Source organism: Paenibacillus ottowii, from assembly GCF_050516475.1.
In the GTDB taxonomy this organism is placed as follows: domain Bacteria; phylum Bacillota; class Bacilli; order Paenibacillales; family Paenibacillaceae; genus Paenibacillus; species Paenibacillus ottowii.
This window is the reverse complement of record NZ_CP191577.1, coordinates 3,420,091-3,442,834: the sequence shown is the minus strand read 5'-3', so window position 1 is coordinate 3,442,834 and position 22,744 is coordinate 3,420,091. Positions and strand designations below refer to the sequence as shown.

The 22,744-nt window shown below is 46.6% G+C and carries 10 protein-coding genes and 1 other annotated feature; of the genes, 9 read left to right on the top strand and 1 reads right to left on the bottom strand.

The window, feature by feature from the left end:
• Positions 1-2 precede the first annotated feature (2 nt).
• From ACQQ6X_RS16000 to ACQQ6X_RS15960, 9 genes are all read left to right on the top strand, one after another.
• Positions 3-1,379 carry an MFS transporter gene (locus ACQQ6X_RS16000; RefSeq protein ID WP_305166148.1) on the top strand — a complete coding sequence of 459 codons (1,377 nt, stop codon included), beginning with the start codon at positions 3-5 and terminating at the stop codon, positions 1,377-1,379.
• 85 nt (positions 1,380-1,464) lie between these two features.
• Positions 1,465-2,034, top strand: coding sequence for a hypothetical protein (locus ACQQ6X_RS15995; protein ID WP_305166147.1), 570 nt, complete (start codon positions 1,465-1,467; stop codon positions 2,032-2,034).
• Between the two features lie 68 nt (positions 2,035-2,102).
• The gene (gene rpmG, locus ACQQ6X_RS15990; RefSeq protein WP_007430271.1) at positions 2,103-2,252 is read left to right on the top strand and encodes a 50S ribosomal protein L33; all 150 of its coding nucleotides are present in this window, start codon (positions 2,103-2,105) and stop codon (positions 2,250-2,252) included.
• A gap of 206 nt (positions 2,253-2,458) precedes the next feature.
• On the top strand, positions 2,459-2,746 hold the full coding sequence (locus tag ACQQ6X_RS15985; RefSeq protein WP_326401812.1) for a hypothetical protein: 288 nt from the start codon (positions 2,459-2,461) through the stop codon (positions 2,744-2,746).
• Between the two features lie 17 nt (positions 2,747-2,763).
• A complete protein-coding gene (locus ACQQ6X_RS15980; protein ID WP_063212697.1) occupies positions 2,764-3,009 on the top strand; it encodes a type B 50S ribosomal protein L31 in 246 nt (81 codons plus the stop codon).
• Positions 3,010-3,657: 648 nt separating this feature from the next.
• Positions 3,658-7,128 (top strand): Ig-like domain-containing protein, encoded by a 3,471-nt coding sequence (locus tag ACQQ6X_RS15975; RefSeq protein ID WP_305166145.1) that lies wholly within the window; start codon positions 3,658-3,660, stop codon positions 7,126-7,128.
• A gap of 26 nt (positions 7,129-7,154) precedes the next feature.
• On the top strand, positions 7,155-11,732 hold the full coding sequence (locus ACQQ6X_RS15970; RefSeq protein ID WP_305166144.1) for an S-layer homology domain-containing protein: 4,578 nt from the start codon (positions 7,155-7,157) through the stop codon (positions 11,730-11,732).
• A gap of 618 nt (positions 11,733-12,350) precedes the next feature.
• Positions 12,351-13,274 (top strand) — a sequence feature (23S ribosomal RNA rRNA prediction is too short).
• Between the two features lie 54 nt (positions 13,275-13,328).
• Entirely contained in the window at positions 13,329-19,670 is a 6,342-nt protein-coding gene (locus ACQQ6X_RS15965) for a condensation domain-containing protein (protein WP_430493468.1), read from the top strand.
• 38 nt (positions 19,671-19,708) lie between these two features.
• A protein-coding gene (locus tag ACQQ6X_RS15960; protein WP_305168279.1) for an IS3 family transposase occupies positions 19,709-21,060 on the top strand; the annotation gives its coding sequence in 2 pieces (ribosomal slippage) (positions 19,709-20,165 and positions 20,165-21,060; 1,353 coding nt in all).
• Positions 21,061-21,448: 388 nt separating this feature from the next.
• Here ACQQ6X_RS15960 and ACQQ6X_RS15955 read toward each other — a convergent pair.
• Positions 21,449-22,537 carry an HD-GYP domain-containing protein gene (locus tag ACQQ6X_RS15955; protein WP_305166143.1) on the bottom strand — a complete coding sequence of 363 codons (1,089 nt, stop codon included), beginning with the start codon at positions 22,535-22,537 and terminating at the stop codon, positions 21,449-21,451.
• Between the last annotated feature and the right edge of the window lie 207 nt (positions 22,538-22,744).

The following is a 22,744-nucleotide window of genomic DNA, read 5'->3' as shown; positions in this document are numbered from 1 at the left end:
ATATGATAAAAGAACAAACTTATCCCAATGCGGATAAGCTTATGCGTGTGTTGGCTTTCACACTTGTTTTTTCAGTGATGAATGCTTTTATGTTTAATGTAGTGATGCCTGTGATTCGCGAGGAATTTCATATCAGTGCCTCCGATGTAAGCTGGCTGCTGACCGGCTATATGATTGTGTATGCAGTGGGCTCTGTAACCTACGGCAAGCTGGCAGATAAGTATCGTCTCAAGGATTTGCTGACATTTGGGATTATCTTTTTTGCACTTGGTTCGCTTATTGGGCTGTTAGCCAATCAATTTTGGATGTTAATTGTAGCTCGTTTGCTTCAGGCCACAGGGGCTGCTGTTATTCCGGCAACCGCTATGATCGTTCCTGTTCGCTATTTTTCGGCTGAAAAAAGAGGGAGAGCTCTGGGCGTCACCGCAATCGGCTTGGCATTAGGCACTGCACTGGCTCCCATTATTTCCGGTTTGATTACAGGCTTTGCGAGCTGGCGTTTTTTGTTTGTCATTTCCATGCTGCCATTGATCGCTTTGCCATTCTTTCGTAAATACTTGGATGATCAGCGGGGAGAGGATCAGAAGTTCGATTTTCTTGGTGGACTATTGCTGGGTGGAACAGTGGCCTGCTTGCTACTTTCCATTTCACAAGCCAATATGATGTTTTTTCTGATCGGCATAGTGTTATTTGCACTGTTTATTTGGCGCATTCATACTGCCCACGATCCGTTCATCCAGCCGAAGCTGTTCCGTAACAAGCAATATTCATACGGGCTTCTCATCGCTTTTTTAGGGACGGGGATTAGCTTTGGATTGCCGTACTTGGCACCACAGTTTCTAAACAGTCTCAACCAGCTTACACCGGCAACGATTGGACTGATTATGTTTCCCGCTGCTATCGCATCAGCACTATTAGGAAAAAAAGGGGGGCGTTTGGCCGATAGCAAAGGAAATTCGGTGCTGGTATATACAGCCGTATCGCTATTATTTATCTGCTTTATCAGCTTGTCTACGTTTGTAGGCGCGTCTCCGTATCTGATTTTGTTTTTACTTGTTTTCGGAAATGTAGGTCAGACCTTTATGCAAATTGCCATGTCCAACACGATTTCTCGGACGTTGTCGAAAGACCAGATTGGTGTTGGAATGGGGCTGTTATCCCTGTTGAATTTTATTGCCGGGGCGATGACAACTAGTATTTTGGGCAAAACGTTGGATAGCTCTTCATCTTTTCATTTGAATCCTGTCGTATCTAATGTCGAGGTATTCAACTTTAGTAATATATTTACGGTGCTTGCGCTGATTGCACTTGTGACGATGGGGCTTTACGCGTTGCAGTTCCGGCGGGGGGCACGAGGTAATACATCTGCTGTCGAATAAGATAAACATTTTATGTAAGCTCATGCCATAACAAGGGTATAATAATAGAAGGAAAAGTTTATCTTGGAAGGACGGAGTGCCTAGTATGACAAGAAACCTTCAATATGTACCCTATGGTTATGAGCCGCCGATCGAGACGCATAAAGGGACTATCATTTACTATGATACATTTGAGCAGATTACAACCAGTGAGCTGGAGCTTTTTGCTGAAACGGGAGCTGCACTATCTTTTACAAAGCTAGTACTGTATCCATTACATGAAGAAACGGTCAGAAGAATGTGGAAGCAGCCGGTACGCTCGTATTATAAGCGAGTCGACGAACTGGGAGAGTGGCAACGAGAACAGGCTTTGAGCGCTGTAGTGATTGAGAACTGGGAAGGTAAGCGAAAAAAATATACACCGATTGAAGCAGCCATTCGTTTTTTGGCAGAAAAGTATGCAGCTCCGCTTTTTTTGTACATGCGTCCTGAAACTGCAAATTTGTGTGCTTCCTATGCATCCTTTGGAGAATGGATTAGAACCGTCAGGTTGGTGCTTTCGAGTGAACCATTGGAGCTTCACCCGAAGCTTGCACAGTACCGTAATCGCTGGAACACGGTAGAAGAAGCAACAAACCGAGCCTCTAAGGTTGACAAAGCGGAACATGAATTATAGAATAGAACTAATCGTAAAAATTACTATTGTAATTGTATACCATGTATTCCAATTAAGGAGGAAGAATAATGCGCGTTATTGTTACCTTGGCATGCACCGAATCCGGTGATCGCAACTATACAACAACCAAGAACAAAAGAAACCATCCAGAGCGTCTTGAAATGAAAAAATACTCTCCGCGTTTGAAAAAGTACACGATTCATCGTGAAACTAGATAATTTATGATTTGCTGCATAGCAACCTGAATGATTCTGCTTCCTGAGCCGAGCCTGTTAAGTTTGCAAAAAGCCTGCGTTATGGAACCGGCGAAAACTTGAATTAGTCCAGTGGACAGAGCGTCCAAAGTTAAAGCTAGCACCTAAGAGATCGGCTTCTTTTCATGGTTGTAGTGATAGATGCTGAGCTGCATGGCACGCTTTGCCTTTTGAATCGAAAGCACGTGGTAGCCGAGTTCTCCCAAGCTGAGGTCAGCATTCGGGACGAGCTGGAGGACCATTCACTATATGCTTATATAACGATGAAGGCTGACGAAAGATACGGAGCGTTCGTGCAATGGGCGATGCGATATAACGGCATCGTTTGCTTGTCGTTTACGAGACTTGAGCACAACCGTTGGGATCTGTCGTCTTTTTTTCTGAGACATAACCGTTCCTTTTGCCAACTGATGGAGCATTGCGCCAGTACGTTTGAATTAGAAACTAAAACTATATGAAAGATTAGGTGAGACAAGTGAAAAAAGATATTCATCCAACATTGAATAAAGTTATCTTTTTGGACCCTAGCTGTGGATTCTCTTTCCTGAGTGCTTCTACTAAACATTCGCAAGAAACAATGGAATGGGAAGATGGCAACACATACCCGGTTATCCGTGTAGATACTAGTTCCGCTTCTCATCCGTTCTTCACTGGTAAACAAAGAAACGTGGATATTGGTGGACGTGTGGATCGCTTCAACAAAAAATATAACCTTAAGTAAGACTCGTCATGAGCTAGGTTTACGGATTATGCCCATAATTCGTGAACCTAGCTTTTTTATTATCTACGGATTGTTAAGTCCTAAACTAACGCGATAACAATTGTATTTTCTGACTCTGGCAAGTGCCAAAGTGTAATCAGAACATGAAAGCAGTAGCTTTTCCGGAACGATCCGTGAAGCTGCTGCTTTTTTATGCTAAATGAAGCTGTACAATAGTCGACGATGTTAATCTTGGCAAACTAATCATTTTAAAACGTCATTCCACACCTCACACAGGCTGTCCTAATTTAAAAATAATCGCAGGAATCTAGCCTGTGATTATTTTTTTTATAGAACAAGGGTCACGGTTAAGGAAAGATTCTGATAAATCACTTGCGGAAATAAGTTATTTGAAGAATATAGGCGAGGACTTAATACAACTAGGCATTATTACATATAAGCTTTGTTCAGAATTGGTTCAGTGGTCTCGTGTATATTGATTTAAAACGACATAAATCACTTATTTTCGACAAATATATGAATAAAAGATTAATATAAACACATTTTATTCGACAAATATAGTGACCTAGTTCTCTTAGATTATGCAAAAATATTTCGAAGATCGAATAGGGACGTTTTACTCAAAAAGTAAATTAGGAGGTAAATCGATTGAAGGTTTATTCATTTAAATGGGCAGCTGCGCTTGTTGCTCTTCAGGCGACGTTCGGTACTTCTGCTTACGCTGCAACACCTGCCAATAATTTATTTTCAGATATATCCTATGTGACAAGTGATAAAATGGCGGCCATCCAAGAAGCTGTAAGCCAGGGGCTTTTGTCGGGAGACCCTCAAGGAACTTTTCGCCCTGCAGCAACATTAACTCGTCAGGAACTCGCAGTATTATTAGTCAGAGCTTTAAAATTGGACCCTATTTCGAGTTCTTCTACTTTTAAAGATGTGCAAAGTAGACAATTTGCTGCCCCATATATAGAAGCCGCACAAAAAGCTGGGTTTCTGTCCGGGGATGGATTAGGAAACTTCCGTCCGAACGATCCTATTACACGTGAAGAACTGGCAGCTGTGTTTGTTCGTGCAGTCGGAGGGGTTAATGCAGAGGGCGGATCAAGCATTTTGCCTAAAGATCAGTCCTCGGTAAGCCAATGGGCGGCTGGATCGGTAGATACGGCACTTCGTCTGGGGTTAATTGATATTCATGACAGCAAGCTCAATCCCAGAGGTGAAGTAAAAAGGGAGGATATTGCTCCTTTCCTGCTGGATATTTTCAAAACTCAAGAGCAAACAGCTACGATCAATAACATTGATGGAGACATTGTAACGATTGATAATGTTCCCTATTTAATAGAAGGAAAGTTGAAAGATTTAATCGGAAACTCCAATAAAGATGCGTTAAAAGGAGCTACATTAAAGTTTAATTCGCGCAATCGTAATGTGGACGGGCTGCAACAATTGGAAATCGTACAAAAAGATGTTGTCTTAAACACCAATGGGCTACCGGAAAGCAGCCTGCTTCGAGTTTCAGGTGATGGTGTTCAGATTAAAGGGGATATCAAAGGAATAATCGAGCTTAATAACGGTGTTTCTAATATCCAGCTGAATGGCAATGTAAACCATCTTACTCTGAATTCTGGTAATGGTATTTCTATTAAAGGAACCGGAACAATTGGGGAGCTTCAAGTTGCCAACGCGAACGCTAAAGTGACATTGAACCCGAATTTTAAAGTTGAAACGATTAAGCTGCCTAAAGATGCATCCGTTTCACAAGTTATTCAAAATTACAACGAATTACAAAAGCAGATTGGACAAATTCAGTCCGCTGACGGAACGGTTCAAGAATCGAATACAGTTACGTCGAGCAGCGTGACATTTTCCTCTGGAGGTGGAAGTTCAACAAAATCAGTGACTAACCATGCGCCAAGCGTTACTGCCGGGTTTGCTGATATTACGTTAAATACAGCAAATGAGCCTAAAAAGATTAATCTGGCAAATAGTTTTACTGATGCTGATGGAGACACTCTGACCTACACAGCAGAAACTTCAGCCACGAACGTAGCGACGGTATCAGTGAATGGAAGTCAGCTGACCCTCGCACCGGTGAGTGCAGGAACAACCAAGATCACAGTTACGGCGAACGACGGCAAGGGCGGGACCATAAACAGCCAGTTCAGCGTAACAATCACGCCGGTGATCCCCGAAGCCGTGAACCATGCACCGACGGTGGAAACGTCGATCAGTAATGTAACGACGGGAGCTGCGGACGGAGTTAAGACGGTGAGCCTTGCAGGTGTGTTTGCAGATGAAGACAGCGACGCCCTGGCGTACACGGCAACCTCAACGGATGCGGACGTGGCAACAGTATCGGTAACCGGAAGCGACCTGAAAATAACGCCAGTGAATGCGGGCACCGCCACGATTACCGTAACAGCAAACGACGGCAACGGTGGCACGGTGGATACGCAGTTCAGCGTAACGATCACGCCGGTGATCCCGGAAGCTGTGAACCATGCACCGACGGTGAACACGTCGATCAGCAATTTCACGACGGGAGCTGCGGACGGAGTTAAGACGGTGAGCCTTGCAGGTGTGTTTACAGATGAAGACAGTGACGCCCTGACATACACCGTAACCTCGACGGATGCGGGCGTAGCGACAGTATCGGTAACCGGAAGTGACCTGAAAATTACGCCAGTGAATGCGGGCGCCGCCACGATTACCGTAACAGCAAACGACGGCAACGGTGGCACGGTGGATACACAATTCAACGTGACAATCACGCCGGTGATCCCGGAAGCTGTGAACCATGCACCGACGGTGAACACGTCGATCAGCAATTTCACGACGGGAGCTGCGGACGGAGTTAAGACGGTGAGCCTTGCAGGTGTGTTTGCAGATGAAGACAGCGACGCACTGACATACACGGCAACCTCGACGGATGCGGGCGTGGCGACAGTATCGGTAACCGGAAGCGACCTGAAAATTACCCCAGTGAATGCGGGCACCGCCATGATTACCGTAACAACAAACGACGGCAACGGTGGCACGGTGGATACGCAGTTCAACGTAACGATCACGCCGGTGATCCCAGAAGCTGTGAACCATGCACCGACGGTGGAAACGTCGATCAGTAATGTGACGACAGGAGCTGCGGACGGAGTTAAGACGATGAGCCTTGCAGGTGTGTTTACAGATGAAGACAGTGACGCCCTGACATACACCGCAACCTCGACGGATGCGGGCGTAGCGACAGTATCGGTAACCGGAAGTGACCTGAAAATTACGCCAGTGAATGCGGGCGCCGCCACGATTACCGTAACAGCAAACGACGGCAACGGTGGCACGGTGGATACGAATTTTACTATAACGGTGACTCCTTTGCCTGCGGTTAATCACGCTCCTGTTGTTCAAAGCACGATTAATGATATTTCTACAGAAGCGGGTGCTATGGACACAACGATTGGACTTGCTTCAACTTTTGCAGATGAAGATTTGGATTCCCTAGCGTATTCCGCTGGTTCATCGGACCCTGGCGTAGCAACGGTTTCCGTCACAGGTGACCAACTGAGTATTACCCCGCTTGCAGTGGGAAGTGCTACAGTTACAGTCACCGCAGATGATGGGGAGGGTGGAACCGTTCAAACGACCTTCCAAGTCATTGTTGGAGAAAAGAAGGGACTTTTCTTCTCCGAGTTGGCATGGGGGGAGAGCGACCCTATGATGCAGATTATTGAGCTTTATAATGCGGGTTCTGAGGAGTTAGATGCTTCAAAAATTAGAATTGAACGTAGTAGCGGTGGAGATTCGATCGTAATAAGTCAAGAGGCTGGTGCCATTATTCCAAGTAAAGCTACTTTTGTGATAGGAGAAACTATGTATTTTGGTGATGCGCATGTAGATTATTTCATGGATATGGGATTTTACAACGATGATTCAGCACCTGTCACTTTATCGCTCTATTACGATAATCAGTTGGTTGATACTGCAGTGTTTCAGCCTCATACTACTTTAGCTAGACAATCCGGTATTACTCATGGAAATGCAGGCCACTACGAGGCAAGTGAATGGATTGATGAAGGAATCGATTATACGGATAATATCGGTACCTTTAGCAGTGAGGCACCGTAATGAATAAAAAGAATAGAGGGAACATCATGAGTTCTAAACCCAATAAATGGCTGATTACATTAGCCTTGGCTGCACTTGTTGCTCCAACTGCTTTGCAGACAATTGCATCTGCGGCCAGTGATGCGTCAAACGGAGTAGCTCTGGCTAGCCTGCCTTTTAAAGACATCAATAATATTACTTCAGAGCAAAAGACAAGCATCCTGCAAGCCATTGAAGCTGGACTTCTGCATGGCGACCCATCCGGATTTTATCGGCCAACGGATTTGTTGACTCGTCAAGAAATGGCGGTTCTATTGACTCAAGCTCTGCAACTCTCTATTTCTAAAGTTCCAAGCAGCAGCTTCTCGGATGTAGACGCGAAAAGTTGGTCGAGTCCTTATATTGAGGCTGTACACCGTGCAGGACTCATGAATGGAGACGATGGCTCCGAATTCAGACCTAAAGCGGTAGTAACCAGGGAGGAGGCTGCGGTTCTGCTTATGCGGGCCGCCGGGCTTCCTATTACAGCTGACGCCACGGAGTCTGCTAAACTTACTGATTGGAATCGGGTCAGCCCATGGGCACGGCCATACGTTAATACGGCTTTACAGTCGGGCTCCATGAAGTCGGTGCAGTCCGGTTTCAAACCTAAATCGTCTGTTCAGCGTCAAGACATAGCCCAGTATATGATGTCTACCTTTTTCCCTAAGGACCATGTAGTCCAACTCCAAAAAGTAGAGGACGGAAAGGCCTGGATTAACGGGATTGAATATAAACTCTCGGATTCAGTTAAAGGAATCCTGCAAACCTCTAACCAGGAAATTCTCAAAGGAGCCGATATTCAATTTGTAGCATCACAGCGGACTATTGAATCGATCACTAAACTGGTCATCCATGCGAGCGGACAAGCCCCGATCGGGCAAGCTTCCGAATTCAGCGGCAATCTTGTATTAGATGGTCATAACTCCTCGATTGACGGAGATCTATCTATTGACGGCGATTACATTTCGGTTACGAATTTGAATGTCAAAAATAGTTTTACAGTAAAATCAAGCCTTGAACATGATTTCTATGCCTCTAAATTTACGGTAAAGGGAAAAACATATATTCAGGGTGGTGACCAAAACACCGTATTGTTTGACGCATCTGAGCTGCAGGATATCGAGGTCTCCAAACAGGATGTCCACGTTGTCATTCAAGGAAATTCGACGGTGGATCAAATGACGTTGACTTCCAATGCAACGCTCGAAAATGATGCATCCACATCGATACAGCAGTTGAATGTTCTTACTGGTGCCAAGCAAGTAAACTTGCAGGGTACTATTCAGCAATTGTCAGTCAACAGTGATCAGCCCGTAGCTCTGACAGGCCAGGCCTCCATTAATACATTGGTTGTGAACAATTCCTCTCCGGTCAGTCTGGAGGTAGCCGGAACCATTTCAAATTTACAAGTAAATAACTCTGGAGCAAATATTAGTGTAAGCTCCTCCAGCCAAGTCGCGAATACTTCATTTGCAGCAGGGGTGTCCTCTTCAACAGTATCAGGAGTGACTGCAACTTCTTCCGGCAGCTCTTCCAGTAGCTCGCGTTCTGCGGTTGTGACCAATACAGCACCGAAGTTAGTGACCAAATATGACGATCAAGCCGTAACGGTGGGCGATTCTGAACTTCAAATTGACTTGCTTGGGCATTTTACGGATGAGGAGCAGTCTGAGCTCAAATATACGGCTGTGTCGTCTAGTACAAAAATCAGTACAGTCCGAGTAGAGGGAACCAACCTGTTTATCAAGGCCGTTGGCAAAGGGACTGCGACTATTACGATCGCCGCAGATGACCAGGCCGGGAAAAAAGCGGGAACGAGTTTCAAGGTCCGTGTTAATGAGTCTCCTGTTTCATTGGGTATCCCTGACCAAAGCGAACAGCTGGGAAGCGGCGACGTAACCTTATCTTTAGGATCGTATTTTACGGATTCTGAAAATGATCCCCTGACCTATGAGGTTGCGATCGATGATCCTTCCATTGCCACCTTTACCCTGACGGGTGATCAATTGGTATTAACTCCGGCAGCTGTAGGACATGCCCAAGTTACTATCAAGGCATCTGATGGTCGGGGAGGCAGTGCAAGCCAGTCGTTTCAATTAGCGGTAACTGCTGGACCTAATCAAAATCCGGTTGTAAATCAGAAGCCAGGCAACCAAACGCTCACTGTGGGCGACGCGGACTATATCCTGGATTTATCCCCGGTATTCCTTGAACCGGACAGCAAACCACTGACCATTTCGGCAGAATCCTCGGATCCTTCCATTGCGACGGTCTCCGTTAACGGAAATCAGGCCATGGTTCATGCGGTTTCCTCAGGGATAGCAAACATCCAGCTAAAAGCGGCAAATGGCCGTGGAGGCGAGGTTAAAACTAATTTTGATATTACCGTTAATGAAGCTCCGGCATCCTTACGAATTCCGGATCAGACGAAACAAATCAATTCAGGCGACATACAATTATCTTTAAAAGACTTCTTTACTGACCGTGAGCAGAATTCGTTGTCATACAGCATTGATAATATTGCTGATTCTTCCATTGCGACTGCAGTGTTAAACGGGGACATGCTCACTATTACACCATTAAAAATTGGCAAAACATCAGTGTCTGTTAAGGCATCTGATGGCCATGGGGGCAGCACAATCCAGTCGTTTCAAATGGAAGTAACCGCTGTACCTAACCAAAATCCAGTTATAGACCAGAAGCCGGGTCATCAGACACTTATTTTAGGCAAAGCAGACTTTATCGTGGATTTATCCTCAGTATTCCACGATCCTGATGGCGACCCTGTGGACGTTTTGGCAGAATCTTCAGATTTGTCAGTTGCTGCTGTATCCGTTAACGGAAACATAGCCACGGTCCATGCTGCTTCCTCAGGAACGGCAACGATTCAGCTTACAGCAAAAGATGGCCGCGGGGGCGAGGTTATTACTGATTTTGATGTTACTGTTAATGAATCCCCGATTTCCACAAGGATTCCGGATCAGATAAAAGAAATAAATACAGGTGATATTCAATTGTCCTTAAATAATTTCTTCTCCAGTCCTGATAACGATGTTTTAACCTACGATGTTCATAGCGTTTCTGAGCCGACTGTTGTGACTGCTGCCGTTTATGGGGATGTGCTCACTCTTACACCATTAACGATTGGTAGCACATTAGTATCGATCAAAGCAACAGATGGCCGGGGAGGGGAAGTAAACGAAACTTTCAAAACCACCGTCACGGCTGGACCTCCACAGAATCAAAATCCAGTAGAAACTAAACCTGCCGACCAGTCGCTTACTGTAGGTGATGCGGCTTACTCACTCGATTTAGGTACTGTTTTTACAGATCCTGATGGAGATACGTTGACCTTTAAGGCAACCTCTTCTGTTCCGTCTGTTGCTTCGGCGGAAATCACTGGAGATCAATTGAAAATTCAGGCACTAAGTGCAGGGACGACAAGCATAGAAATCAAGGCTACGGATGGTCGCGGGGGGGAAACTTCAACTACCTTCCAGGTCAATGTCCAGTCATCCGGTTCGTCTAACCCATCTTTAAATCAGCGCCCTCAAGTAGAAGCTGCCATTTATGAACAAGTGTTGACTGCAGGAGTTACCAATGCAAGAAGCTACGACCTATCTCAATTGTTCAGTGATGCTGACGGGGATGCCCTGACGTTTACTTCTACTGTTGAATCGAGCGGTATGGCAAATGCAGAGGTTAACGGATCAATGCTGACTCTTACTCCGGGTAATCAGGCAGGAAGCACCAAGGTAACGATTACTGCGGATGACGGGCATGGCGGAACAGCCACCTATAATTTTCAGGTAACAAATGCTCCTCTTGCGACGAACGGAATGGTTCAAATCCGAACCAAACAAGGGGTCAAAGATCCGATTACTTATGACATGTCAACAGTGTTCCCGGGTGAAACTTCATTTAAAGTCTATTCGGGTACGCCAGATTCTACCTTTACTGGTCCAATCCCTCTTAATGGGACGGTTTGGACATGGAACGGGGATATTTCTCAATACTACTGGGTGATCGGGGCGAGCGGATCTGCCGCTGTATTCCAAGTGATAGCAAATCCTCAAGGGCCAGAGGATCTATATTTTTCCCAGTATCTATCCTTGGATAAAACCCGTACTGCTATTGAGTTGTTTTACAATCCAGTAGGGGATACTTCTAAACCTATAGAAAATGCAGGATACTCACTTGAGATTCATCAGTACAATCTAGCTACAAATACTCCCAAGGTGTGGAGCCAGCCTATTAATTCGTTTTGGAAAGGCATGCCTTATATATTTATCGATTCCATCTTTTATGACTATTTCGATATCATTTCTGCGGCCTACTATAATGATGAAATGATGTTATCAGAATCAGATAAAAATGTAACGACAGGCTATGTCCTGAAAAAGAACGGTGTAACGATCGACGTGTTAGGTGATCCTGACGGCAAAACACAATTTATGCCGAATAATGGGACTATTATCCGAAAATCGGGGATTAAGTCTGGTTCCTCCTCTTATAACCTTCCGGGAGAGTGGAACTCTTATCCAACAGGAACGCTTCAATATTTTAGCCATCATACTCCATAACATAATATTTTGTTGATCAACAGGAAGCCGGCGATAAACTCGCTGGCTTTTCCTTATATTTTTCAGATTGAAGTCCTCTTGATTTGTGGTTCCTTAAAAGGCAGCTGTAGTGTACGATCATCGGTTTTTGGGTTTGTTTTAATTTTAAATTAATCCCAAATTATTTTAGAAAAAATGCTTGCTAAATGATTTGGATATGTGGTATAATCTTATTCCGGCCCATTAAATAATATGTTTCGCCGGTCAGCCAATTAGCAGAACAAATTTAGAAGGAAAAAGCTCCTCGAAAAAAGTTATTGCGAAATCGGTTGGAATGTGATATTATATAAGAGTTGCTGTTGAGAGTGAGAATGGCAACGAAATAAAAAAAAGTTTGATCTTTGAAAACTGAACAACGAGTGAGTAGGGATTTTGTTTACAAAATCCAACGCTGAAATTTTGGTACATGCTATCTGGCTGTATGAAATGGAAGCAAATCATGAGATATTTTATCTCGTCAGTTTCAAATGAGCTAATCGCTCTTTCGATAAACCAGCTTCGGTTGGTCTTTAATGGAGAGTTTGATCCTGGCTCAGGACGAACGCTGGCGGCGTGCCTAATACATGCAAGTCGAGCGGGGTTACTTAGAAGCTTGCTTCTAAATAACCTAGCGGCGGACGGGTGAGTACGTGGACGTAGACCCGAAACCGGGTGATCTACCCCTGTCCAGGGTGAAGGTGCGGTAACACGCACTGGAGGCCCGAACCCACGCATGTTGAAAAATGCGGGGATGAGGTGGGGGTAGCGGAGAAATTCCAATCGAACCCGGAGATAGCTGGTTCTCCCCGAAATAGCTTTAGGGCTAGCCTCGGAAAAAAGAATCGTGGAGGTAGAGCACTGATTGGGTGCGGGGCCCGCAAGGGTTACCAAGCTCAGTCAAACTCCGAATGCCATAGATTTAGTTCCGGGAGTCAGACAGTGAGTGCTAAGATCCATTGTCGAAAGGGAAACAGCCCAGACCATCAGCTAAGGTCCCCAAGTGTGTGTTAAGTGGGAAAGGATGTGGAGTTGCACAGACAACCAGGATGTTGGCTTAGAAGCAGCCACCATTGAAAGAGTGCGTAATAGCTCACTGGTCGAGTGACTCTGCGCCGAAAATGTAACGGGGCTAAACACACCACCGAAGCTATGGCTTGATGCTTTGCATCAGGGGTAGGGGAGCGTTGAATGCGGGTTGAAGGTGTACCGGAAGGAGCGCTGGACTGCATTCAAGTGAGAATGCCGGTATGAGTAACGAAAAGATCTGTGAGAATCAGATCCGCCGAAAGCCTAAGGGTTCCTGAGGAAGGTTCGTCCGCTCAGGGTAAGTCGGGACCTAAGGCGAGGCCGATAGGCGTAGTCGACGAGCGTGGGCACAAGTATTTGTGCGGATACCTCACGGGAGCAACCGAGCTGCGGATTGAGGAAGTACAGGCCGCACTGGAAGCCGGACTGCCCGCGCACATGGTGCCTGCACGTCTGATGCGTCTGGAGACGATCCCGCTGACCAGCAACGGCAAAATCGACCGTAAGGCCTTGCCGGAGCCAGAAGGCAGCATCCATACGGGAGCAGCCTATATGGCCCCGCGTACGAAGGTGGAGCAGGTACTGGCTGCGGTATGGGCCGGAGTACTGGGCGTGGAAGCCGTAGGCACGCAGGATAACTTCTTTGAGCTGGGCGGCGATTCGATCAAAGCGCTGCAAGTCTCGTCCCGCTTGCTGCAAGCCGGCTATCGACTGGAGATGAAAGACCTGTTCAGCCACCCAACAGTGTCTACATTGGCGCTGAAAGTCCAATCCGTTACCCGATTGGCGGATCAGAGCGAAGTGGTGGGCGCGGTGAAACTGACACCTGTTCAACATTGGTTCTTTGAGCAGAACCTGACGGATGCGCATCATCATAACCAGTCGATTATGCTGCATAGCCAGGACGGTTTTGATGAAGTGGCACTGCGCACAGCGATGGACCACATCGTTAGCCATCACGATGCGCTGCGAATCGTTTTCCGCCCTACCGAGCACGGATATGAAGCTTGGAACCGCGCCATTGGCGAGGGTGAGCTGTATACCCTGGAACGTGTAGATTTCAGCCATGAGCCAGAGGTGTCCGCGGCGATCGAGGCCAAAGCGAATGAAATTCAGGCAGGCATTCATTTAAGCGAAGGACCGCTGGTGAAACTGGGGCTGTTCCATTGCTCCGATGGAGACCATTTGCTGATGGCTATTCATCACTTAGTGGTGGATACCGTATCCTGGCGCATTTTGTTCGAGGACCTTACGACAGCCTATGAACAGGCATTGAATGGAGAAACGGCTCGTCTTCCGCACAAAACGGATTCGTTCCGCACCTGGGCAGAGGGCCAGTCTCACTATGCGAACGGTCCAGACATGGCAGCAGAACTTGCATTCTGGCAAGAAGTGGAACAGGGAATGTATGAGCCGCTTCCAAAAGACGAATCACCTTCTCATTCCTTAAATAAAGACAGCGAGCTCATGACGGTCACGTGGACAGCTCAGGAAACGGAGCAGTTATTAAAACAGGCACATCGTGCCTACAACACGGATATGAATGATTTGCTGCTGACTGCACTTGGCCTAGCTATTCATCGCTGGGCGGGTATCGAACGCGTGCTCGTCAACCTGGAAGGCCATGGCCGGGAATCCATTTTGCCAGAGCTGGATATTACACGCACGGTGGGCTGGTTTACGACTCAATTCCCGGTTGTGCTGGATATGAGCGCAGGGCAAGATCTTTCACAGCGCATCAAACAGGTGAAAGAAGGGCTGCGCCGGATTCCGCAAAAGGGTATTGGCTACGGGATGCTGAGATACTTGTCCGCAGCATGTGAGCAGGAGCATTTTGGAACCGAACCTGAAATTAGCTTTAACTACTTGGGACAATTTGACCAGGATATGCAAAATCAATCCATTGGCGTGTCTCCTTACGCTAGCGGTGCAGACCTGAGCGAACATGCAGCTAGATCGCACACACTGGATCTGAACGGACTGATTTCAGAAGGCCAATTGCAATTGACGATCAGCTACAGCCATCAGGAATATCGCAGGGAAACGATGGAGCAGCTAGCGGAAGCGCTCAGAGCAAGCTTGCTGGAAATCATTACGCATTGCGCAGGCCGCAAACAGCAAGAGCTGACGCCAAGCGATGTCATGCTTAAACATGTAACCCTGGCTGAGCTGGATCAGTTGGTAGAGCGGACTCGTGACATCGGGGAAGTGGAAAATGTATATGCACTGACCCCGATGCAAAAAGGCATGTTGTTCCATAGTCTGATGGATGCAGAGTCCGGGGCTTATTTTGAACAAACGACCTTTGATCTACATGGACGCTTTCAAGCGGATATTTTCCAAGATAGCTTAAATCAATTGGCACAGCGGCATGAGATCTTTAGAGCCAATTTCATCAGCGGCTGGCAGGATGAGCCCGTGCAGGTGATTTTCCGCCGCAAGGAAGTTGGTTTCAGATATGAAGATGTGCGTCATTTGGACGATCAGGAACGTGACGCGTATGTGCAGGAATTTATTCGCCAGGACAAGGCAGCCGGATTCGATTTGTCCCGGGATGCATTGATGCGCGTGGCGATTTTACGGACCGGTGATGAGGATTATTATTTTGTATGGAGCTCTCACCACATTTTGATGGATGGCTGGTGTGTGGCGCTGGTAACAGATGAGGTGTTTGAGGCTTATTTTGCAGCCGTGGAGCATCGAGCACCAAAGCTCGCGCCCGTGACTCCATACAGTCAGTATATTGCGTGGCTGGAAGCCCAGGATGTAGAAGAAGCAGCCTCATACTGGAAGGAATATTTGCTCGGCTATGATCAGCAAACGTCAATTCCAACCGGAAAAGCAGGTGCGAAAGCAGACGGTGAACAATTTGAGCATGTACTATGCGATCTGGGCAAAGACTTGACGGGACGTATGGAAATGGTGGCCAAGCAGTACCACGTGACCGCCAATACGTTACTGCAAACCGCCTGGGGCCTACTACTTCAAAAGTACAACGGTAGTGACGATGCCGTCTTTGGCGGTGTCGTATCGGGTCGCCCGGCTGAGATTTCGGGGATCGAAAATATGGTGGGCTTGTTCATTAACACCATCCCAATTCGTATCCGCAGCCAGGCTGAGGACACCTTTGCCGACCTGATTAGAGCGAATCAGCAGCAGGCGCTGGCTTCTCAGGATTATGAAACGTATCCGCTGTATGAAATTCAAGCCTTGACCGAGCAGAAGCAAGACCTCATTAACCACATTATCGTGTTTGAAAACTATCCGGTGGAAGAGCAGGTCGAGCAGCTTGGTGAAGGTGCAGCGTCGGATTTTGTAATCAGCAATGCAGGCATGATCGAACAAACGAACTATGATTTCAATCTGGTCGTGATGCCGCAGGAAGCGATGAAAATCCGATTCGAATACAATGCGAAGTTATATGATCGGGAAGCGGTGGAACGGACTCAGGGCCATTTGATACAGCTGCTGGAGCAAGTAGTAGCGAATCCGAACATTCGAGTGCAGGAGCTGGATGTACTAAGCGAGCAGGAACGCGAGCAAATTCTCAGTATATGGGGAGATACAGCTGCCGAGTATCCAAGCGAGCAAACGATCCATGGCTTATTCGAAGCACAAGCAGTGCAGACACCGGAACAGCCAGCGTTGTACTTTGAAGGAGAGCGGCTGACTTATCGCGAGCTGAATGAACGTGCGAATCGTCTGGCTCGTACCTTGCGCAGTCAAGGCGTGATGAAGGATCGGCTGGTAGGTCTGATGACCGAGCGTTCGGTAGATATGATTGTGGGGATGTTAGGCATTTTGAAAGCCGGAGGTGCATATGTCCCCATCGATCCGACGTATCCGGAGGAGCGTATCCGCTACATGCTGGACGACTCGGGAGCAGAGCTGTTGTTAACGCAAAGCCACCTAGTGGACAAAGTCGCTTTTGATGGTCACGAGCAGCTACTCAAACAAGCTCATCGCGCGTACAACACGGAAATGAATGACCTGTTGCTGGCTGCGCTCGGAAAAGCCGTCTATGACTGGTCTGGTTCCGAACGGGTGCTGATCAACCTGGAGGGCCATGGACGGGAAGCCATTGTACCGGATGTGGATATTACGCGCACAGTCGGCTGGTTTACGAGCCAGTTCCCGGTTGTACTGGATGGAAGTCTGGGAGAAGGGGGACATACCGCTCGCCTGATCAAGCGGACCAAGGAAGGGCTGCGTCATATTCCGCAAAAAGGCATCGGCTATGGGATTTTACGCTATCTGTCCGATATGAATGTACTGGAGAAAGCAGGCGTGCAGTTACAGGCTCAGCCTGAGATCAGTTTTAACTATTTGGGCCAATTCGATCAGGATTATAAAGGCAATGATCTACAGCCTTCCGCCTATTCCATTGGTGTGCCTGTCAGCACGAACGCGGCTATGGATTTTGCACTGGATATCAATGGAGTCATTGAGGATGGCGAGTTGATGTTCACGATTCGCTATGGCACAACGCAATTCCGTCATGAAACGGTTGCACGGCTTGGAGAACTGCTGGCATCCGGCTTGCGAGAAATCATTCATCATTGTGTCACCCAAGAGAGAACGGTGCTGACCCCAAGTGATGTCCTGTTAAACCATGTCACGCTGGACGAGCTGGAGCAATTGGTGGAAGATACGCGCGATCTGGGCGAGCTGGAAAATGTGTATGCTTTGACGCCGATGCAAAAGGGGATGCTCTTCTATAGTTTGCTGGATGAGAATTCGGCGGCTTATTTTGAGCAGGCTACCTTTGAGTTGCACGGGCGTTTTGATGTGGTTACGTTCGGCAAGAGCTTGGATCTGCTCGTACAGCGTCATGAGGCATTGCGGACGAACGTTATCAACACCTGGAAGGATGAGCCTGTGCAGGTCGTTTTCCGTCATCGTAGCGGAGAGTTGTACTATGAAGACCTGCGCGGACTAGAAAAAGAGGAACGACAAGCTCGGGTGGAAGCTTTTGTCCTCGAGGATAAAGCGAAAGGATTCCGCCTCGCAGAGGATGCGCTCATTCGTGTCTCGATTTTGCAAACCGGGGATGAAACATACCACTTTGTTTGGAGCTTCCATCACATTTTGATGGATGGCTGGTGCCTGTCCTTTATGACCCAGGAGGTATTCGGCAGCTATCTGGCATTGCGCGCGGGCCATGAGCCAGCACTGGAGCCTGTCACGCCGTTCAGTCGCTTTATCGAATGGCTGGAACGTCAGGACCGTGAGGCGGCCCTGCAATACTGGCGTGGGTATCTGGCGGACTACGAGCAGCAAATTACACTTCCGCAGCAAAAAGCCCTGCCGAAATCGATGCAAGTCGGGGAATATGTCGCTGAAGATCTGGAACGTGACTTCCAGCCAGAGCTGGTGGCTCAGATCGAACGGGTGGCGAAGCAAAACCAGGTGACGATCAATACGCTGATTCAGACCGTATGGGGCGTTTTATTGCAGAAGTATAACAACAGTTCGGATGTCGTGTTCGGCAGCGTTGTGTCCGGTCGTCCAGGGGATATTCCAGGTGTGGAGTACATGATCGGGCTATTCATTAATACGATTCCAGTGCGTGTGCAGTCTGAACAAGGTGAGACCTTTGCCGAGCTGATGAAACGGACACAGCGGCAGGCCCTGGCTTCCAATGCCTATGATGCGTTCCCGCTGTATGAAATCCAGGCACTGACCGAGCAGAAGCAGGATTTAATCAACCATATTATGATATTTGAAAATTACCCGGTGGAGCAGCAGGTAGAGCAGTTGGGCAGCGAGGGACAGGATAAATTTACGATTTCGAATGTGGTGGCTACAGAAGAAACCAACTATGATCTGAATGTCGTCGTTATGCCAGGTGAAGGCATCAAGATTCGTTTTATGTATAATACGCTCAGCTTTGATCAAGCAGGTATTGAGCGTCTGTATGGACATTTTGCGCGTCTCTTGGAGCAAATTTCGCTCAACCCGCATGTTCGGGTTGAAGAGCTGGAACTACTCACAGGAGCCGAAAAACAACAGATCACAGCCGGATTTAATGACACGGCTATTGCATTTCCGTCTCATCAGACGATCCATCAGCTGTTCGAGGCTCAGGTGGAGTGTACACCAGATCAGGTGGCATTGGTGTTTGGACATCAGAGTCTGACTTATCAGGAGCTAAATGAACGGGCGAATTCGCTGGCACGAGTGCTTCAAGCACAGGGAGTAGGACCTGACAAACTGGTCGGTCTGCTGGTGGAGCGCTCCGTGGAAATGATCGTAGGTCTGCTAGCCGTTTTAAAAGCAGGTGGTGCTTATGTGCCGATTGATCCCGAATTTCCGTCCTCCCGTATTGCATACATGCTGGAAGACAGCGAGGCGGCAGTGCTTCTGACCCGTCGTGATTTGGCAGAAGAACACCAATGCCATGCCAATATCCTATTTCTTGAGGATGCAGCATTGTATCAGGGAGAGAGTGGCAACCTGGAGGCGATTACCCGCCCAGAGCATTTGGCTTACGTCATCTATACCTCTGGCTCGACGGGTAATCCGAAAGGAGTTATGCTTCAGCATCGCTCGGTCCTCAACTTTATTACAGGGATGCGCGAAGTCATTGATTTTAATGCGAGCCAAACCATTTTGTCACTGACGACCATTTCATTCGATATTTTTGTCTTGGAGACCATCCTGCCCCTGCTGGGTGGAATGACGGTGGTGCTTGGCGATAGCCAGCATCAGGTGAATCCACAGGCGCTGGGTGAATTGATTGCTCATCATCATATTGAAATGCTGCAAATGACACCATCCCGTTTGCAAATGCTGCTGGGTCATGAAGCAGGCTCCCGCGCGTTGCAAGACGTGAAGGCCATTATGGTCGGGGGTGAAGCCCTTCCGTCCAGGCTGCTAATCTTAGACACATGATATAATCCTCTAAGAAGAAAGGGTGCGGATTTTACTTTATGGTCAAATACAGCGAAGAAATACGAATAAAAGTTGCTATAGATGTACTTGAGGGAGGGCTGTCCGAGAACGAAGCAGCTCGTAAGTATGGAATGAACCATGTAACGGTTAATGAATGGGTAGCTGCATACTCCAAGCATGGAGCTGCGGGGTTGATCAATAAGGGAACACACAGGACTTTTACTGGAGAACAAAAGCAGTACATATTAGAAGATATGCATGAGAACCATTTGAGTTATAAAGCTGCTGCGAAGAAGCATGACGTACAAGATAGATCCATTCGGACTTGGGAACGCATTTATCGAAATGAAGGCCCTGAAGGACTCTATATGGAGCGACGAGGACGGACAGCTAATAAAGAGCCACAGAAAGAACTGGAGGCAAATGAAAGTGTTATAGATGAGCTGATTAAGGAAAACCAACGCCTTCGTATGGAGGTAACGTACTTAAAAAAATTGAATGCCTTAGTTCAAGAAAAAAACTCATTACAAACGACGACAAAGCTCTTGTGATTTACGAGCTAAGGCATGAATTTAACGTCAAAGAGCTTGTCAACATTGCAGGCATTCCTCGAAGCACTTACTATTATCACGTGAAAAAGTGGAACAAGCCTGATAAGTACGCCGATGTGAAAACAGAAATGCAGCGTGTATTTAATGATGAATTAAAGTGTCGAGCAGGATACCGAACCATGACCAGGGAGATTCGCAAAATGACTCCAATCAATCATAAGACAGTTCAGCGCTTAATGAAGGAGTTAGGGCTTCATTGTATGGTTCGTAGGAAGAAATACCGTTCATACAAAGGAGCCGAAGGAAAAATAGCTCCAAATGTCTTGAAGAGAGATTTTAATGCGATGGTACCTAATGAGAAATGGGTTACTGATGTGACGGAATTCCACTTGTTTGGACAAAAGATATATCTGTCTCCAATTATGGATCTATATAACCGTGAAATCATCAGCTATACCATTTTTAGAAGACCGACTCTCTCTATGGTCACAGAGATGCTCGAAAAGGCCTTAGAGAAGCTACCAGAGCAACACAATCTCATCCTGCACTCTGATCAAGGGTGGCAATATCAACAAAAGCGCTACCAGTATATGCTCTCTGAGAGAGGAGTCACACAAAGTATGTCACGCCGAGGGAACTGCCTGGATAACTCCGTGGTAGAGAATTTCTTTGGAATCTTAAAGACGGAACTTCTGTATATTCAAGAATTTGAATCCATTGAACATTTCATTCAAGAACTACATCAATATATTCACTACTACAACTATCGAAGAACCAAACAAAAGCTCAGAGGACTGTCGCCGGTAGAATACCGCATTCAGTCCTCTGTAGCAGCCTAAGTCTGTCTGTGTCTAACTTTTTGGGGTCAATTCAGCGTTCGTCCTGAGCCAGGATCAAACTCTCCATTAAAGACCAACCGAAGCTGGTTTATCGAAAGAGCGATTAGCTCATTTTGAAACTGACGAGATAAAATATCTCATGTTTGATTTTGCGAACAAAATCAGTTTACTCACTCGTTGTTCAGTTTTCAAAGATCAAACATTTTTGCTTGCTTCGGAGTTTTCATTGTTCCCCTCAGCAACTTTTATAGTTTATCATGTTTTCTAGTTCTGTGTCAACACTTTTTTTCGAAAGTGTTTTTCGCTCTCTTTTTTACAACTTGAAGCGACAAGAAATAATATATCATATATTCACTATATTGTGCAACTGTTTTTTAAAAAAACTTAGTTAAGTAACAATACACTCGATATAAAGCTCTCTTTGAAGCATCAAGTTAATGATCTCCCCATCTACTTGAATCAACGGACGAGTCGGGTGATCCCGATCAGCGAATATAATTTCCCCTGTTCGGTTATCACTAAGACGTACCTTGGTCCCATTATTGAACTGGGTTAACTTTTGAATGAAGACTTGCACGACACTTGGGTCCAGCTTTCCAAATGATTCTGATTTGATTTGCTCTAAAACCAAATATGGTGATTGGGCAGGTCGATATGTTTTCTCCAAAGTCATGGCATGAAATACATCAGCCACCCCGACAATTTTAGCGTATATGTGGATTTGCTCCCCTTTAAGACGCAATGGGTATCCAGTACCGTCCACTTTCTCATGATGCTGAAGAGCTGCCAAACGCACACCTTCGTTAATAGCCTTCACATTTCTAAGCATTTGGTATCCTAGTGATGTATGAAGACGTATCTCTTCTTGCTCTTCCCGCGTTAGTTGGGAGGGCTTGTACAGAATGGACGGGTCCATCTTAGCGTTCCCTATATCATGCAGCAATCCAGCAAAAGCTACCTGCATCCAATCCTTTTGAGGCAACCCAATCCATTGTGCAATGGAGTAAGAGGTAAGGGAGGTTAGCACAGCATTATGAAAAATATAGTCCACTTCGATCATAGCTGGCGGAGTATAGGTCATTACATTATAACGTTGAATATGGGACAGCAAGGACTCCAGTTGTCCCCGCAACTCATATATAGATAAATTAGAGACGAGCACTGACTGAAACGCACTTTTAACGAGCATCACCATTTTGTCATACTCAACCTGGAATTGTTCAGATCCATCTCGCCCATCCAAGGAAGCTTCCTGCGATTCATCTGTTTCAGATCGACCAGCGGTAGGCTCGCTATTGGACTTTACGAGATCGTCAACCCCTACCTCTACTTGTTGAATCAGGAACGCCTCTAAAATCTCCAAGTCACGTGGTAGCAGGATGCGCCCCTTCGGTAGCAGCAAGCTGCCCATTTCAGTAAATACGTCGCTTTGTAATTTAAGTCCTGCTTTTAGTTCCGATACGGGTACAGTTGTCATGGTCAACCTCTCTGTTCTCACAACAGCTGCTCCAGCTGCCAGTTATGATGTCATTATATTACTTGGGAATGATCCTGTACATTCATTTTATGCCATTTAAATTTGAATTCGTCAGCCTGAACAAGAAAAAAGACTCTCTTGACCAAATAGTCAGAGAGTCCCTTCCCCTAAATTTTAAACCAACAATGTCGTTTCCATATTCAAGGC